This window comes from Marinilactibacillus psychrotolerans, from assembly GCF_900101525.1.
GTDB lineage: Bacteria > Bacillota > Bacilli > Lactobacillales > Carnobacteriaceae_A > Marinilactibacillus > Marinilactibacillus psychrotolerans.
Window position 1 is genome coordinate 89081 of sequence record NZ_FMZD01000003.1, and the last position, 18313, is coordinate 107393.

Below are 18313 nucleotides of genomic sequence, written 5' to 3' on the forward strand. Positions count from 1 at the left end.
AATTAAAAGGCAGAGCTTAAGAAGATTAATATCTTAAGCTTTGCCTTTTTTATGGAATAGACAATATTTCTGTATTGTCCAATAAAATCAAATAAGTTTCTTTGACGGGTCTGTTTAAAATGGACTCTAACGCTTTTCGGTAAAGCTTTAATTGACCACTATATTTTTTACGCATAACTTTTTCAGGATCTTTGTAACGACTTAATTGATCTGTTTTATAGTCAAAAAGAATTAATCCATCTTCTTCCTCAATGTACCCATCCACAATACCATGAATAAGGATATGATCCTGTTCGTCTTCCATATCTAAAAATAATTCTCTTGCTTCCAGAATCAAAGAAAATGGAACCTCTCGTTGTATTAGATTGGCGGATTCAATAATCTTATGACCGAAATCAGTATTAAAGTAACGAACTAGCTGATCAATCTTAATTAAAGGAGCCATTTCTTTAGTTAAAACTTCTTTCTTTACAAGAGAAGCTATATGCTCTTTTATCAATGCTTCTGTTGGATGTTCGTCAAAAGTTAACGTTTGTAAAACTAAATGAGTTGCCTGTCCAATCTCAGCAGCTGTCGGTTGAAGAACTTCAGATATAAAGTTAGGTCTTTCCAGCTGCTCTTCAACAAATCGATTTGGGTTTCTTGGATTTGTAACATCTATTTTCATCATTTGTCCATCATTTGGTTCTTCAAACAACCGCTTGATTTCTGATACGGATTGATAACTTGTTGTCATCGTAGCAACTTTATGAGTATAAGTTAGATTAATTAGCTCTGTAGCTTTTAAAACTGCTTGCTTAGTTTGAGCATCTTTTTTTAATGATAACTTTTTAGATTTGAAATTTTCAAACCACATTGTTTTTTCTTTACTTTGCAGATTTACCAAATTTGCTTCTAAGTCCCCACGTTTATAAAATGATACAGTAAAGTTTACTGCATGGTTAGTAATCTCTTTATTGGAGTTTGTAAGCCAAGTATGGTGATTTAGTGTATGGTGACGAGCTAAGCTAAGCCCTATCCAATTCATATAGCTTGAAGAATGCAATCTAATGTCAGCTGGTAAAACAGTTCGCTTATGTCCAGTTACTGTTCCCCATTCTCTTAAAGCAGTTTCTTTATCATTATAAGACCCAATTAAAAAGAGTTTTTGTTCTGCTCGTGTTAGAGCAACATACAAAACGCGCATTTCTTCTGATAAAAGCTTGTTCTTTTTATGTGTTTTCAATACTCTTTCAGGTAAAGTTGTGAATTTTCCATTTTGAAAATCAGCTGATTCAGAAATTTCTTTATATTCTGCTCCTACACCAAATTTCTCATCGAATATATAGGGTTTTTTTAGATCTGTCTGATTAAATTTCTTAGTCATATCTAAAATAAACACAACAGGAAATTCTAATCCTTTACTAGCATGGATTGTCATTACTCTAACAGCATCTTCTCCGTCACTAATAACGGAAGGTTCGGCAAGATCTTTATCTTTTTTCTGCATTTTTTCAATAAAACGAATAAATTGGAAGAGACCTTTAAAACTAGTTTTTTCGTAAGAAGCTGCTCGTTCATATAAAGCATGCAGATTTGCTTTACGTTGTTTTCCTGAGCTCATTCCACCAACATAATATAAAAAACCAGTATCTTCATAAATAGTCCAAATTAATTTTACGATGGCGTGACGTCTGGCTAATTCCCTCCATCGATCTAATGTAGATAAGAATTCAATTAATTTGACCTGTAAACGTCTATTACTTGGTTCTATCTCTTCTTGTTCTACAAATTCGAGTAAAGACTCATAATAACTGGAAGAAGTATTCATTAACCTGATTTTTGTCAACTCAATTTCATTTAGTCCAACGATCGGAGATCTTAGTACAGCAGCTAAAGGAATATCCTGCCAGGGATTATCAATAACATTCAATAAAGCCATCATAATACTTATTTCAGTGGTTCTAAAATAATTCTGTGTATCTTTAATAGCAGTGGGAATATCTAACTGTTTATTGAACACATCTTGTATAACAATATTGTTCTTTTTAGTAGGTGTCAGTAAAACAATATCATTGAATTGAATCGGTCTAGTCTGATTCAATTTTTTATCAAATATCTCAAACTCACTGTTTTTCAGCTCGAGAATTTTTTCTCCTACCATCAATAATTCGCCTTCGGTTTTAGAATCAATCTGAAAGGTTTCAGATAAATCTTCAAAGTCCGACTGTTCTGATATTTCCAGCTCTTCTTCTTCTGACTCTTTTTCATATATCAAAATCTCTGTCTCACATTGTAACTCTGTTGGGAAAGCTTTATAACCTTGTACTAATCGTGCTGAATCATCATAAGAAAGATTGCCTACCTCTTTATCCATTAACTGAGAAAAAATATAATTTGTAAAATCCAAGACATTAGCATTGGATCTGAAATTTTCTGCTAGAATAATACGCTCCCCTTCGTTTCCAGAAGCATAGCGTTCGTATTTATCGATGAATAAGTCAGGATCAGCCAAACGAAAAGCGTAGATAGATTGTTTGACATCCCCTACCATAAATTGGTTCCCTGATGTAGTCGAGTCATGTGTTAACCATTTTAAGATGCTCTCCTGCAAGAAATTAATATCTTGATACTCGTCTACCATAACTTCTTTAAAACTATTTCGATAGTAATTAGATGCTTCTGAGGGGATAAGTTCACCCTGAACTTTTTGGGTTAATATTTCATAGGTCATATGCTCTAAGTCATTAAAATCCAGAAGGCGACGTTCATATTTGTATTCTTGAAAGGCTTGTGAGAATAATTTAGTCACTCTTGACATTTCTTCTACCAAGACTTTAACAGAATGTATAAGCGCGACTTGATTGTTTATTGCCACACTGAAGTAATCTTCTTGCAGTCTTAGATAAGCAGCTTTAGATTGATCTCTGAAGCTTTTCATCTCATTTGCTGCTGCTTTTATTTCATCAGTTGTTGTTTTTTTTCTAGGTGCACTCCAAGTTTTAAATTTAAATGATTGAATTGCGGCAAAAGCTTCTTCTAACCGATCTTCATTTATATAAGAATTGATCAAATTAAAGTGGCTGTTTTCATTCTCTAGAATCGCACTCAATTTTTCCAGTTCACTATCTTGTTGTCCGATAGCAAGAGCATTTTCATTGAGTTCAATAAAAGTTTCTATTATTTGCAGCATTTGAGGTTTTGCCAATAGTTTATAGAGCTCACTATCGATTAATTTACCTTCAGGAATCGTATATAATTTAGTTAATTCGGTTAGCCATTGATTAGGATCGGGGTTTGATCTTGAAAAATTGTATAATGAAAATATCAGTTCAGTTAGACCATCATCCGTACGGTCGTTAGAATAAGTTTCAGCTAAGACTTGAAACATGGAGTCTTCTTCTCCATATAATCTTTCTCTTAATTCATTCCAAACTTCTTCTTTCATTAAGAGATTTTCAGTCTCATCTGTTAATAAGCGAAATACGGGATCTAAATCAATTAAATAATAGAAACGTCTAATAACCTTTAGACAAAATGAATGAAGAGTTGAAATATTAGCTTGATTTAGTAAAGGTAATTGCTGAACTAGATGTCGTCTTAATGCGGCATCTTTTGTTTGGTTAATTTCTTTCTGAATGGCTGTTTGTATTCGTTCCTTCATCTCTCTAGCAGCAGCGTTTGTATAAGTAACGACTAGTAGTTCATCTACACCGACACCTTTTTTGATTTTCTCGATAACACGTTGAACGAGGACCGTAGTTTTTCCTGAACCAGCAGATGCTGATATCAAAAGGTTTTTTCCGCCGTCATGAATCGATCTCCATTGACTTTCAGTATATAAACTATCTTTAGGTTTTTCAGGTATTCGATTCATTGATACTCCTCCTCTCCGGGTAGAATTAATTTTTTAGAAATTTTTTCAATTAAACTGTTTTTATCGGATATTGTTTCAAAATGACGATAATTGTTTTCATCAAGTAAAACATCAAATTGAGAAATTGCTTTATAGGGACCGGATACAGAGGGTGTGAATCTTCTTTTCTCCATGAAAGGTTGTAATTCATTTGCACCCGACAATATTTTGTTTCCAGCATCAGTAATCAGTTTTCGATTATGTTGAAATAAAACAGCTAACTCTTCGGCACTCATTAATCCTCGCCCTTTTAACAAGCCACTTTTTAATTGATTGATAGGATAAATTAAAGAATGCTTTCCTGCTTCTAGCGATAGATCCAGATTGCTTAAAACTTCCTCATCATTAATGGCTAGTCCTGTTAGTTTGAATTCTTTAAGGAGCTCTAACATCCAATCTTCAGGATTACTTTTTTTCGGTTTGACGTACGGATTTTGGACTTGAGCATAAAAAGCTCCAGCTGGTTTAGCTTTTTTACCAAATAATTCTGGAGAAAACTCAATCGCTGTGTCTAGATAAGTAATCATCTGCATCATTAAACCATAATATAATTCATCAAATTTAAACTTATGTTGACTAGATTTGTAGTCAACTATACTTAGGTAAAGTTGCTGATTGATTTCCATAGTATCTAAGCGGTCAATTTTCCCTCTGACATGAAGTTTACCACCATTTTTCATAGGAAAAGATAAACCAGGTATGCCATTTGCAGTACCGATTCTACCAAATAAGACTTCTGATTTTTGAGGAGTCAGCTTACTGCGTCTATTGTGATTACTGATAGCCCACATCATTTTTTTTACTGTTTTACTTAGCTGATTTCGGATAAATTTCATTCTGTTAGACATAGATAAGAGTCTGAACTGATTTTTATCAAACATTTTTTCAAGCACTTCATCAGCCAAGAGAGCTAGGTTTTTGTCAGTTAGTTCTTCTAGGCGGATATCTCTTTGAATAATTGTTTTAAAGATATTATCAAGAGCATCATGGTAAAAATTACCCGTTTCCATAGGCGTAAGCTCCTGTATGGCTCTTTCTCTTAGCTTTAATCCATATTGAAGAAAATGACTGTATGGGTCTAAATAAAAACTTTCGAGTTGTGATACAGACAAATAGAGATCTTTGCCATATAAGTTTTCAGCAAGTTCTGGGGGTAATGGAACAGGAATATTCTTATGTTCAAGGCTGTGAAAGACTCTATTTTCAAATGAATTAGTGTAATCTCTTATTTTTTCATATAGTGATAACCAGAATACATTGGGTAGAGTATCTCGATCTAGACCTTCTCTCAAAACCGTTACTAGTTGTCCTATTGTTTGCTTTCTAGAGCCAATAAAAGCCAAATTTGTTTCAACAGCTTCATCTAGAACTAGATGACTATCAGCAAGCTTTTTTTGGATTGAAATCCTTAAATGATCTGATATTCTTTGGATATAAGGGCTTATTCGATTATCAGTACTACCATCTTTTTGAACAGGATAACTAAAAATTAATTTGTCTGATGCATTACTGAAAGCCATATAAGCAGCAAGGGGCTCAGCAGCTAATATAGATTGCGACGAAGGGGCTAAAAATTTCTCGATCGGAAGGTTTCCTTGTACTGTTTCTCTATCTTCATCTGTCAGTATAGACTCGTTATCTTGGTTTAATGGTAAACTAGTATCAGTCATTCCTAAAATAAAAACAACTTTTTTTGTATTTACACGTATTTTATCAAAATTAGTAAACATTATCTGATCTAAACTGGGAGGAACAATACTATAAGTAGCTTGTTCAAACCCTGTTTCTATAATAGCCAAAAAGGAGTCCATATCCCATGCATCATTTCCCAGCACATCTACAAATTCATCTAAAAGGCCAATGAACGTCTCCCAGACTTGTTCGTGTTTTCTGGCCTCAACAAGATTTCCTGTTGCTACTGCTTGATCTCGCCAATAACTAATCTGTTTATCAATTCCATTGTTCATCATAAATTGATAGAGCAATTGGGCCACATCTTTATTAGTCTTAGCTTTTTGAATCTTTTTGAAGAAAGGAAGTAGTATATTTCTCATTGTCTTCCTAACCTGATTCGCAATAGATTGTATCTCTTTGTCAACATCCAACTGTTCATCCGCTTCTTCCAGTTGATAACGTGCATAAACCCATTCTTGGTCTATTGTCCAAGCACTGCCTTCATAACCATAAGCCAAAATGACATTTTCGGTCAAATCAACTTTGTATCTCCAGTCCGTGTTAGCCTTTTTAGTATAGTCCACTCTATGACTGTTATCTATAGGAGCAGTTTCGCTAGTTTGAGGAACAAATAATTCTGTTCTTAAAAAACGCATAACGTCTTCGTAACGCCAATGTCTTTTTGTGATTAAAAAAAGAGTTTGAATAAATTCAACTAAAGGATGCCCAGCCATTGAATCGGGTTCATCAATAAATAAAGAAAGCTCATTTTCTGCGAAAATTGGTTCTAATACAGTCTTGTAATCCTCTATAGAACGGCTCATCAACATAATATCTTTAAAACGATATCCTTCAAAAGCAACCAGACTACGAATTGTATTCGCTATATGCATTACCTCAGCTTGTTTAGTTTCAGCTGACCATATTTCTAAACATTCATTCAAGTTCAAACTGGTTCTAGAAGGGGAAATTTTAGAACCGACTGAACTTTCTATCCAATAATTTTCTAAATAATTTAGTTCGAGGCATCTTTTATTACTGGGTTCTTTTAAAAGAGTATCATTTAAAACAGGAAGTTTTTCCTTTATTGCATTTTGGTATAGACGGTGATAGGTTATTCCAGTTTCATAGAACAAATGGGTCATCTCAGGAGGCTCTACTGCAAATTTCTGGTCTAGTACGAGTGAAACTGTGACTTGCTTACTAACTCGAATTAACTCGATAATCAGTTCTTGTTCTTGCGCGGAAAAACTCTGGTAATGATTGATATAGATCGTAGTATTAGACATATCCCTATTCTTGATTTCTTCAATTAAAGATCTGATAATATCTTCTTTTTCAATATATTGCCCAATTAGTTTATAATTAAAAGCTTGAAATAATAGTTTTATATCTGCAATTTTCTGGGTGAAATCATTTCCTGAATGATTCTGTATTTGTTCATTTGTAAAGAAAGGTTCTAAATCGTCTGAGGTGATTCGACCATTTCTCATTTCCATAAATAGTCCTGTCAGTTTTTCAATAAAACCTTGTTGCATACTTTGACCACGAAATATCGTCAAATTTTCTTCGTTTTCTTTTAATAATTTTCTTATTAACATTGAAAGACCAGTTTCGGTTAATTGTGTTTTGTTGTAAATTGCCGAATTTTGCAAATAATACCAAGCCAAACGACTGATGCTGAACACTTGAAGATTAATCATACCTGTATACTCTTTTTTTGTGTTTTGTTTACTTTTTAAAAATTCAAGTACATTAATTTCAGTTTCAAATTTAATATGATCAGGAACTAAATAAAAAACTTGTGCAGTGGTGTCTTCATCTATCGTTTGTTTCATTTCTTGAATTAATTTAGATTCTTTGTCCGTATTTGCCCGTCCGATTATAAATCGTAAACTCAAAATAAACCCCTCCCTACTCTATAAAATAAAAACAATAAAGGCAAAAAGATAGATACTTTATTCTCTAGTATCTATCTTTTAAATAAATTCTTATTTTATACTCGTTAATTTAATGATTTCGACAATTACATCTGTAGCTTTTACCATACTTTCAACTGAAACAAATTCATAACGGCCATGAAAGTTCTCTCCACCTGCAAATAAATTTGGTGTTGGAAGGCCCATGAATGAGATTTTAGATCCATCAGTTCCGCCTCTAATTGGTTTAATATCAGGTTCGATATTGATATTTCGCATAGCTTCATCGGCAATTTCTACTGACCGCATATCTTTTTCAATAATTTCTCCCATGTTGTAGTATTGGTCTTTTACTTCTACTTTAATTCTATCTTGATCAAATCGATTATTTATTTGTTTTGCAATGGATTGAATCATTTCTTTTTTCTCATTGAATTTCTCACGACTGTGATCTCGGATGATATAGCCCATACTAGCTTCTTCCACCGTTCCATTTATACCTAATAAATGATAAAAGCCTTCTCTGTCCTCTGTTTTTTCAGGTACTTCATTTTCAGGTAACATTGAATCAAGCTCAATGGCTAATTTGAGTGCATTGATCATTGTATCTTTAGCAGTACCTGGATGAACATTTTTACCTTGAATAGTTATATTTGCAGAAGCTGCATTAAAACTTTCATATTCAAGTTCGCCTTTCGGACCACCATCTACCGTGTATGCAAATTCTGCATTAAAGTGTTCTACATCAAACAGGTCTGCTCCAATTCCTATTTCTTCATCTGGGCCAACAGCGATCCTAACATCCCCGTGTTTAATTTCTGGATTAGCAAGTAGGTATTCTACTGCACTGATTACTTCTACGATTCCTGATTTATCATCTGATCCTAAAAGTGTGGTTCCATCAGTAGTAATCAACGTCTGCCCAATATAATTTTTCATATTTGGAAAATCTTCTGGAGATAAAATAATATTTTTTTCTTTATTTAAGATGATTTTTTTACCATCATAATTTTTATGGAATTGTGGGTTGATATTCTCCGCATTAAAATCAGCAGTATCCATATGTGCAATAAACCCAACTGTTGGAGCCTTCTTATCTATATTGGAAGGAAGAGTTGCTGTAACATAGCCGTTTTTTTCATTATATTCAATATCACTTAATCCAATTTCCTTTAAATCATCCATTAAAATTTTTGCGAATTCTACTTGTGATTGAGTTGATGGAATGGTCGTACTCGATTCATCTGAACGAGTATTGATCTTTGCATATTTTATAAAACGATCTACTAAGTTTGTATACATATTGGTCATTCCTTTTCTATTTGCTGTAATTGATTCTTTTATTTTACACTAAAAGCTTATTCATTTCCTGACATTAACTAAATTTAAATACATCTTTTTGTTTTTTTGTTGGAAAGATATCTAAATCCCAACTTTCTTCCTTTTTCCATTTGTTAATAACTTGAGACATTTCAGAAACGAAAACTGATTCGATATAATGTCCAGCATCAATAACATCTATTCCATCTCTTAGCATATCTTGTGCATTATGATAAGAGACATCACCCGTAATAAAAAGTGTTGCCCCTTTTTGTTTTGCTTCTAAATAATAGTCAGCACCAGCACCACCGAAAACAGCTATTTTTTTGTGTAACTTTTTAGGATCTTTACTAGCATATTTTAGACCAGCCAAATCAAATTTAGATATAATCTTTCCAATCATTTCTTCAGTTGTAGCTTCATAGTCAGCAATTCTTCCATAACCATAGACTTTCTTTTCATTTTCAAGAGTATAAAGATCATAAACAGGTTCTTCATAGGGGTGAGCAGTTTGAACTGCAGTTATTACATTCGTCGTTAACTGGCTAGGAAACATTACTTCAATACGAACTTCATTGACGATTTCTTCTTTTCCTATCTTTCCAACAGCAGGATCTGCCCCTTTCTGTGGAGTGAACCTACCCTGTCCTTTAATACTGTATGAAACATCCTGATAGTCTCCTACTTCACCAGCTCCAGCATTATGTAAGGCTCTGCGAACTTCTTCGACGTCTCTTTCGGGAACATATACAACTAATTTTTTATACCCTTCTTGATAAGATGGGGAAATAATTTCTCTACCTTTTGGAAGTTCCATAGCATCTGCTAACCAGTCACTCATACCATAGTCAGCAGCATCAATGTTTGTATGTGCAGAAAAAACAGCTATATCAGACTTAATCAAATTAATGTATTCATTTCTGCGAGAATTCTCAGTATTTAATGTTTTTAATGATTTGAAAATAGCAGGATGATGCGTAAAAATCAGATCTATTCCTAATTCCTGAGCTTCCTGTATTGTATCTGCATCAACATCAAGAGCAATCATGAGCTTATTAACTACTTTATCTGATGTACCAAAAGAAAGACCAATGGGATCCCAGTCTTCAGCTAAATAGGAAGGTGCAAACTGCTCGATTCGTTGAATAATATCTTCAACTTTTATTTGTGTCATTTTATCATCTCCATGATTTGATTAATTTCCCGATTTAACCTATTTTCTTTCATTGAATCCACTTCTTTAGACTTTTTAAGTTCTTCTTTAATATATAAGAGTTTTTCTAACTCACGAGACCATTTTAACTTGAATATAGAAGAAGAATTCATAAGTAAAAAAGGTCCAAAAGTTAATTCTAATTCGCTATATTGAATAGTTTCATCGGTTGGAATTGCTACTATAATTTCATAGATTTTATCATTTTCTGCTAAAATTTCTTCGTTTATAATTTTATAATGATTATTCATCAGAAATGTTCGAAGTGTCTTTTCGCCTACATTTGGTTGAAGAATCAGTTTTTCTTTTCTAGAAAGTATTTTATTATTGATTCCTCGCTGTAAAATATCGCGAATCAGGGCACCGCCCATTCCACAAATGGTAATTGTATCGATTCTATCATCTGAGTGAATGACTTCCAAACCATCCCCAAAGCGAACTTCAATTTGATTTTCAAGTTTTCTATACGAAACTTCTTGTTTTGCTTTATTGTAGGGCCCCTTTACTACTTCACCAGCCACTGCCCATTCAATCAAATTCTTTTGAGCTAATGCACAGGGCAAATAAGCATGATCAGAACCAATGTCAGCCAGTCTTGCGCCGGGTTGTATGTATAATGATACTAATTCTAATCTTTTTGATAATTGTATTGATTCCATCTGGCACCTCTTCTAAGATCTTTATATCCTATATTTTAACAGCTTCTACTAGCAGAATAAAAGGAAATATTAAAACAAGATCTACAGAAGAGAAATCTCTTCTGTAGATCTTGTTAAAAACGATGATTGTTAGGAAAAATAAAGATTATTCAGAATCTTCATTTTTATCTTCGCCAATTACTTCTGGTTCTGGCATCTCATCAGATGTTTCAGTTGTTTCTTCTTCAACTGCATCTGGAGCAGATATTGAAACGACAGTTAATTCAGCATCTGTTAATAACGTAGTACCTTCTCCAATTTCTAAATCACTAACACTAATGGTATCACCAATAGTAAGTGAAGATACATCTACAGTATAGTCAGAAGGTGCTTCAGCTGGAGCAACTTCAACTTCTAATTCAGAGATTGATTGAGAAACATAACCTTCTTTGATTTCATCTTCCCCAGAAATATAAACTGGAATAGTCATATGAACTTTTTGTCCTTTAGTAAAGGATAGTAAGTCTACATGATACAAAATGGGCTTGATAGCTGCTGTTTTTAATTCTTTAACGAAAACATGATAAGTTTCTCCGTCGACTTCAACGTCGAATACTCCGTTAGCCCCTACCTGACGCAATGTGTCTTCCAATTCTTTCTGGTTCAATAATACCGGCACAGTTTCTAATTCTTTCCCATAGATAGCTGCAGGCACTAAACCTTCAGTTCTTGCTTTTTTCGAAGCTGATGTACCTGTTTCAGTACGTTTAGTTGCTTTTAATTTCATAAATTTCACCTTCCGAATATATATTAATAAGTATGATACTTATTTTTTCTGACGATTACTACATAAGTGTACCAAAAAATGATGAGTAAAGCAAAAGAAACAGCTAAGTAATAGCCTCATAATTATAAAATCAACTAACTTTAAATGAAAAAAGACCACTTTAAAGTGGTCTTTTTGTCAATAATAAATTTTATTCTAAAAAGTCTTTTAACTGTTTTGAACGACTTGGATGGCGAAGTTTTCTAAGTGCTTTGGCTTCTATCTGTCTAATACGCTCTCTTGTAACTCCAAATACTTTACCCACATCTTCAAGTGTTCTCTGACGACCATCATCTAGACCAAAACGAAGTCTCAATACGTTCTCTTCTCGATCTGTTAAGGTATCTAAAACATCTTCTAATTCACTTTTTAATAGTTCATACGCAGCATTGTCAGCAGGACTAGTGGCTTCGTTGTCTTCAATAAAATCTCCAAGATGAGAATCGTCTTCTTCACCAATAGGTGTTTCAAGAGATACAGGTTCTTGAGAAATTTTCAAAATATCTCTAACCTTTTCAGTTGGCAAGTCCATTTCTGCCCCGATTTCTTCAGGTGTGGGCTCTCTTCCTAAATCTTGAAGTAATTGACGTTGAATACGAACGAGTTTGTTGATCGTTTCAACCATGTGAACGGGTATACGAATTGTTCTTGCTTGGTCAGCAATCGCACGGGTTATAGCTTGTCTAATCCACCATGTTGCATAAGTTGAAAATTTAAATCCTTTTTCATAATCAAATTTTTCAACAGCTTTCATTAAGCCCATGTTACCCTCTTGAATTAAGTCTAAAAAGCTCATACCACGTCCAACATAACGCTTAGCAATAGAAACAACTAACCGTAAATTAGCTTCAGCTAATTCTTGTTTAGCTATAATATCTCCATTTTCGATTCTTTTTGCCAATGTTATTTCTTCTTTAGCACTTAATAAGTCCACTCGACCAATTTCTTTAAGATACATTCTAACAGGATCATTTATTTTGACACCTGGGGGAGCAATCATTTCTTCTTTTTTAGCTTCTTCGACAATTTCCTCTTCTTTATCAAGTTGCTTAGCTAGAGGATTTCCATCTTCGTCCACTACTCCGATACCTTCATCTTCAAATTTTTGAATCATATTATCCATTTGATTCTTATCAAGTTCAAAAGGTTCCGCTAATTTATCTGTTAATTCAACATATGATATTGTCTGCTCCATTTTCCCTTTTGTTTCTTTAATTAATTCTTTTACAGCTGCTTCATATTTCTTGCTTGGTTGAACATTATTTACTTCTTTTTTAGTTTTGGCCATAAAATAGTATGCCTCCTGCTTTATGCTTCTTTCGCAGCTTTTAGCTGACGATTCAAGTTAATGATTTCAATAGTTAAAAACTGTTGTTTCTCTTTGTCACCAATTCTTTCAGCTTCTTTTAATTCAGCTCTTTTTGCTTTCAGTTTTGCTTCGGCTGGTGACCGATTGGTAATTACATCAATATAATCTTCTATTTCTCCATTTACCAGATCTTCTCCTAGATCCATCCATAAAATTTCTGTAGCTTTCTTCTTGTGTTCGGGATCTTTAATAAAATCTAGAAAAGCTTCTACATTGTTCTCACCTTTGTCTCTAAAGTATGATTCATATAGTAGATATAAAATTTGGTAGTGTTCATGGGGGAAAATAAATTCAGATGATAAGTTTTGCAATGTATACCATACCTCATCATGATAGAAAAGTCTATTCAACAGCATTTTTTCAGCTTGTTCAACAGAACTTTTTTTAGGTCTATTCTGACGAGTCACTTGGACAGAATACGCTTCATTTCGTCGATCAGTTTTTTGTTGTTGTAATTCTTTTGTACGAGTTTTTTGATTTTCAAACACATGTTGCTGAAACTGTTCTTTTAAAGTATCTTGAGTTACTTTAAATTCTTCAGCAAGTTGTTTGAAATAAAGCTCACGTTCTACTGGAGAATTAACAGTAGTCATCTCTTTTAAGACTTGCTCTATATAAGATATCCGTTCACTTTCGTTTTTCAGATTCTTTCCATTTCGATAGTATTTCATCAGAAAGCTCATTAGTGTATCTCGACCATGTAATAAAAAATCTTTATAAGCTTCTTTCCCTCTTGACTTAATGTAGTCATCAGGATCTAATTTTTCAGGGAAACTAGTTATTTCAATTGAAAAATGCGTTTGCTCAATAAAATATTCTGTAGCCCGTTTGGTCGCTTCCAACCCAGCAGGGTCTCCATCATAAGCAATAATGACCTTGTCTGTTACTCGATCCATTTGCTTAATTTGTTCTTGGGTCAAACTAGTGCCCATTGAAGCAATCCCATTTTTAATCCCAGCTTGCCAGGAAGAAATTACATCCATAAATCCTTCGAAAAGGTAAACTTCACCTTCACGACGGATATTTGGTCTGGCTTTGTCATAATTAAACAAGACCTTACGCTTATTGAACAAATCAGTTTCTGGACTATTTACATATTTTGCAGAATGAAATCCAGGAGTCGTTTCACTGTTATCTCCTTCAAATATCCTACCGGAGAAAGCTACTGTGTGACCTCTGTGATCTGTAATAGGAAAAATGATCCTGCTAGAAAAACGATCTAATAATTGATTGTCGTCTCTATCTGAAAATAAACCAGTTTCTGACAGCAAAGTATGATCAATATCTTCTTGATTATCTAGATATAACTTCAAAGCATTTCTTTGCGGCGGAGAAAATCCAAGCTTGAATTCCTCTATGGTTTCTTTTTTTACACCTCGGTCTAAAAGATACAGATAGGCAGCTTCTCCTACTTTTGTATTGATCAAAATATGATGATAAAACTCTTTAGTTTTTTCATTGATCGCTAGTAGTTTACTGAACCTACTATTCTCACTTGGTCTAGAATGGTTTGTTTGATCAATAATTTCTTGATCTAATGGTACATCGGCTATTTCTGCTGACTTGATAACGGCTTCCGGGAAGGAAATACCTTCCATTTCTTGGAGGAAACTAAATACGTTTCCTCCTCTCCCGCAACTAAAACAGTGGAAAATCTGTTTTTTCTCATTGACCGAAAAAGAAGGTGTTTTATCTTCATGAAATGGGCAATGAGCAAAGTGATTCTGACCTGATTTTTTTAATTGAACATATTGTGAGACCACATTGACGATATCAGATTTTTCTCTAATTTGTGTAACTGTTTCTTCTGGAATACGAACCAAATCAATGCCTCCCTCACACAAAAATCAGCACTAAATATAAATATTTTATAAAATTCGATTTTTAAAAACGGGGCATAATTACCCTATAATAATCAAACATTAGTATACCATAATCCTATTAAAAAGCAAATTCCCCACCAATAAGATGAGGAATGCTTTTAGCTTATTTTAGTGCCATTGGGAACTGCTTCATCTATATTTAATAAAACAACTTCTTTGTCTGAAAGAACGCCACCTATTACAAGTACTTCTGATTTGTATCCTGCAATTCTTAATGGAGGAAAGTTAATTATCGCAATAATTTGCTTTCCAAGGAGATCCGAAATATCGTAACGATCAGTAATTTGAGCAGAACTATTTTTGATACCTATTTCGTCTCCAAAATCAATTTGTAATTTATAAGCTGGATCCCTAGCTTCTTTAAAAAATTCGGCTCTCACTATTGTACCAACTCTAATGTCTAAACTCTTAAAATGCTCAATATTTGTCATATGAATTTTCCTTTTATTACATGATAAAGTAGATGAGTCATTTACTTATTCTCTATTCTTTTTGCTAGTGACTGTACTCTACTACCTAATGATGTCCATACAAATTGTGAAATCAGGAAATCAACCATACTATGAATAATTGTTCCAACCCCTACTAGTAAGAATACAGCTAAGAAGAAACCTTCAGAATAGCTTGATCCTGGAATCAGACCGAAGAAAAACATTGAAACAACTAACATTTCGGCAGCGCCATGGAGACATCCAATCAATAATGAGAAGATCGTACTTTTTAATGGCGATCTAAGTACTTGCTCTCTACGATTAACTAAGTATTTTGCTCCCACATATGCAAATACGACATGACTCAAAGCACGCAGCACTACTACGATTGGAAAACTAGCCAATAAAAATCCTGCAGCTGATCCTAAAGAAACTGCTATGGCTATCCCAGGTGAGAAAAACATAGCTAAGAATATTGGTACATGACTCGCCAATGTAAATGATGCAGGTTCGATCAGTATTTTTATAGGCATCACCATCGGGATAACAATAGCGATCGCAGTCAATAGTGCTGTCACTGTCAATCTTAATGTATTTGTCTTTTTGATAAAAATCACTCCTCAATGTACTCCTGTATTTACAGGTGTCTTTACACTGAATAGTATATACGATTTGAAATTTTTTACAACAGAAACTTAATAATAGATTAGATTTTTCTCTTTTAGTTCTTCAACAATTCGATCTAATGTTAGCTGGTCTTTTGCAGATATTGTATGACTGTGCAGTCCGCCAGTTAGTTCTGCTAATAAAGATGTTTTATTATTTTTGATTTTTTGTACAAACTCATTTGCTTCTACTCTGTTTGATATACTTAATCCCCCAACCAATTCTCCATAAATGGGATGTTCTACGATTACGTCTATAATTTCTCCGCCATGATCTACAATTAGATAAAGCTCTTCAAGTGTCTGTTCAAAAGTATGCTGACAAACAATTCTCCGCTCTTGTCTCTTTAATGAGCTAGATCTCATAACATACCCTTTTGGAGTAGAAAGGATTTCTTGTCCTTCTGCTCTTAACAAAGCAATATCTCCTACAATAACCTGACGACTGACATCGAACTGTTCTGCAAAATTCCTGGCTATGATTGGTTCACTCGCTTTTTTTAAGCTAGATAATAATGTAGCTCGTCTTATTTCTGGTTCCATCCCACTGCCTTCTCTCTGTGTAAAGATTTATCCTTAGTATACTATATAGTTTTATAAAATAAAAAGTACAGCCAGCAATTCCTCTTCAATAGATCACAAAAGAGTTGCTGGCTGTATGAATAAGATATTTATTGGGCAAATTGAGCATCATAAAGACGTTTATACGCGCCATTTAAATTCATCAGCTCATCATGAGTTCCTTTTTCTTCAATACCGTTTTTTGTTACTACAACTATACGATCAGCATTTTTGATTGTAGCAAGCCGATGAGCGATAATCAAAGTTGTTCGACCCTCAGACAGTGAATCCAATGCTTCTTGAATTGCCTGTTCTGTTTCAGTATCTAAAGCAGAAGTTGCTTCATCAAGGATCAAAATAGGAGGATTTTTCAAAAACATTCTGGCAATGGAAAGTCTTTGCTTTTGACCTCCAGATAATTTCACTCCGCGTTCTCCTATTACTGTATTCAATCCATTTGGCAAGGTGCTGACAACCTCTTCTAGGTTGGCTAATTTCACTGCCATACGAACTTGTTCATCATTAGCAGTCAAATCACCATATAGAATATTTTCCTTGATTGTTCCTGGAAATAGAAAGACATCCTGTTGAACGACTCCAATTTGTTCTCTAAGAGACTGTACCTTTATATCATGGATGTTATGCCCGTCAACTTCAATACTTCCTGAATCAATCTCATAAAATCTTGGAAGCAGATTACATATAGTGGTTTTACCAGCTCCACTTGGCCCAACAAAAGCAATGGTTTCTCCTGCTTTAATTGAAAGATTGACTTGATCTAATATCGGGTTATGTTCTTCATAACTGAAAGTTACATTTTTATAGTCAATATTACCAATTAATGATTCTACTTCTATTGCATGCAAAGAGTCTTGTATTTCTGGTTCACGGCTAATTTCTTCCTGAAGTCTTCTGAACCCAGCAATCCCCTTAGGATAACTTTCTATCATAACATTGACTCTTTCAATAGGACGAACTAGAATATTTGCAAATAAAATGAATGCTACAAAATCTCCGTATGTTAATTCCCCTTGGATCGTGTAATAAGCACCAAAGAACATTGCAAACAAGCTAATTAAACGCATAAGCAGATAATTGTATGAACTACTTAATCCCATCATTTTATAAAACAAGTATTTAGAACGTTTGTATGCTTCGTTTAATGAACCGAAACGCTTATCTTCATAATCTTCATTGGCGAAAGCCTGTACAACCCGAATACCTCCTACCGAAGCTTCTATACCCGCACTAAAGCCGGCAAGATCATCGTAGATCCTATTATTTACATAAGTCATCTTTTTATTAAAAATTATGACTGCAACTGCAATTAAGGGAACTAATATAAATGTCATTATTGCAAGACGAACATGTACAGTTAACATCAATCCGAATGCTCCCAGTAAAGTAAAAACAGTGATAAATATATCTTCGGGACCATGATGAGCTACTTCAGCTATTTCAAATAAATCAGAGGTTAATCGAGTAATGAGTTTCCCTGTTTCTCTATTATCAAAGTATTTGAATGATTGCTTTTGAATATGTTTATATAAATCTTGACGCATATCCGTTTCTATATTTGTGCCTAATCTATGTCCATAATAAGTAACGATAAATTGCAGAAAAGTATTTAGAATATAGATAGAAAATAAACCAATGGATACCCAAACGATCATTGACCATTCTTCTGTAGGTAAGATTGAATCAATCACTCGCTGTACAATGATCGGAAAAGCTAATTCTAAAATCGCAACAACAATAGCAGAACTAAAATCTAGAGTGAACAACCATTTATAGGGTCGATAATAATTAAAAAATTTTTTTAGCACTTAAATACCTCCAATATATTTAATCCTGACAAACTGTCACACTTAGTCACCAACAATGCTTGAAATATGCTTCAAGAGCAGAGGATCAATTCA

The 18313-nt window shown here is 33.8% G+C and carries 12 protein-coding genes; all 12 read right to left on the reverse strand.

Going from position 1 to position 18313, the window contains the following annotated elements; all coding sequences use genetic code 11:
• Positions 1-49: 49 nt before the first annotated feature.
• Positions 50-3856: a helicase-exonuclease AddAB subunit AddA gene (gene addA / locus BLT22_RS02375; RefSeq protein ID WP_091760278.1), complete on the reverse strand. Its 3807-nt coding sequence runs from the start codon at positions 3854-3856 to the stop codon at positions 50-52.
• Positions 3853-7470, reverse strand: coding sequence for a PD-(D/E)XK nuclease family protein (locus BLT22_RS02380; RefSeq protein ID WP_091760281.1), 3618 nt, complete (start codon positions 7468-7470; stop codon positions 3853-3855). The genes addA and BLT22_RS02380 overlap by 4 nt, the downstream gene beginning before the upstream one ends.
• A gap of 90 nt (positions 7471-7560) precedes the next feature.
• Entirely contained in the window at positions 7561-8790 is a 1230-nt protein-coding gene (gene pepT, locus BLT22_RS02385) for a peptidase T (protein WP_091760285.1), read from the reverse strand.
• 73 nt (positions 8791-8863) lie between these two features.
• On the reverse strand, positions 8864-9982 hold the full coding sequence (locus BLT22_RS02390) for a Nif3-like dinuclear metal center hexameric protein (protein WP_091760288.1): 1119 nt from the start codon (positions 9980-9982) through the stop codon (positions 8864-8866).
• The gene (locus BLT22_RS02395; RefSeq protein WP_087059548.1) at positions 9979-10680 is read right to left on the reverse strand and encodes a tRNA (adenine(22)-N(1))-methyltransferase; all 702 of its coding nucleotides are present in this window, start codon (positions 10678-10680) and stop codon (positions 9979-9981) included. Before BLT22_RS02395 ends, BLT22_RS02390 begins: the two co-directional genes overlap by 4 nt.
• 145 nt (positions 10681-10825) lie before the next feature.
• On the reverse strand, positions 10826-11446 hold the full coding sequence (locus BLT22_RS02400) for a 50S ribosomal protein L25 (protein ID WP_087059550.1): 621 nt from the start codon (positions 11444-11446) through the stop codon (positions 10826-10828).
• A gap of 190 nt (positions 11447-11636) precedes the next feature.
• The gene (gene rpoD, locus BLT22_RS02405; RefSeq protein ID WP_091760292.1) at positions 11637-12773 is read right to left on the reverse strand and encodes an RNA polymerase sigma factor RpoD; all 1137 of its coding nucleotides are present in this window, start codon (positions 12771-12773) and stop codon (positions 11637-11639) included.
• Positions 12774-12793: 20 nt separating this feature from the next.
• Positions 12794-14677 carry a DNA primase gene (gene dnaG / locus BLT22_RS02410; protein WP_087059554.1) on the reverse strand — a complete coding sequence of 628 codons (1884 nt, stop codon included), beginning with the start codon at positions 14675-14677 and terminating at the stop codon, positions 12794-12796.
• 158 nt (positions 14678-14835) lie between these two features.
• Positions 14836-15168, reverse strand: coding sequence for a tRNA-binding protein (locus BLT22_RS02415; protein WP_087059556.1), 333 nt, complete (start codon positions 15166-15168; stop codon positions 14836-14838).
• Between the two features lie 41 nt (positions 15169-15209).
• Positions 15210-15776: a hypothetical protein gene (locus tag BLT22_RS02420; RefSeq protein ID WP_087059651.1), complete on the reverse strand. Its 567-nt coding sequence runs from the start codon at positions 15774-15776 to the stop codon at positions 15210-15212.
• Positions 15777-15863: 87 nt separating this feature from the next.
• Positions 15864-16376 (reverse strand): transcription repressor NadR, encoded by a 513-nt coding sequence (locus BLT22_RS02425; RefSeq protein WP_087059558.1) that lies wholly within the window; start codon positions 16374-16376, stop codon positions 15864-15866.
• Positions 16377-16504: 128 nt separating this feature from the next.
• Positions 16505-18220, reverse strand: a complete 1716-nt coding sequence (locus BLT22_RS02430; protein ID WP_091760295.1) for an ABC transporter ATP-binding protein — start codon at positions 18218-18220, stop codon at positions 16505-16507.
• Positions 18221-18313 lie beyond the last annotated feature (93 nt).

Bases quoted from the DNA above. Each gene is read 5' to 3' on its own strand.
- BLT22_RS02425 (WP_087059558.1), bottom strand. From the start codon at position 16,376: ATGGAACCAGAAATAAGACGAGCTACATTATTATCTAGCTTAAAAAAA.
- addA (WP_091760278.1), bottom strand. From the start codon at position 3,856: ATGAATCGAATACCTGAAAAACCTAAAGATAGTTTATATACTGAAAGT.
- BLT22_RS02400 (WP_087059550.1), bottom strand. From the start codon at position 11,446: ATGAAATTAAAAGCAACTAAACGTACTGAAACAGGTACATCAGCTTCG.
- BLT22_RS02415 (WP_087059556.1), bottom strand. From the start codon at position 15,168: ATGACAAATATTGAGCATTTTAAGAGTTTAGACATTAGAGTTGGTACA.
- pepT (WP_091760285.1), bottom strand. From the start codon at position 8,790: ATGTATACAAACTTAGTAGATCGTTTTATAAAATATGCAAAGATCAAT.
- rpoD (WP_091760292.1), bottom strand. From the start codon at position 12,773: ATGGCCAAAACTAAAAAAGAAGTAAATAATGTTCAACCAAGCAAGAAA.
- BLT22_RS02390 (WP_091760288.1), bottom strand. From the start codon at position 9,982: ATGACACAAATAAAAGTTGAAGATATTATTCAACGAATCGAGCAGTTT.
- BLT22_RS02395 (WP_087059548.1), bottom strand. From the start codon at position 10,680: ATGGAATCAATACAATTATCAAAAAGATTAGAATTAGTATCATTATAC.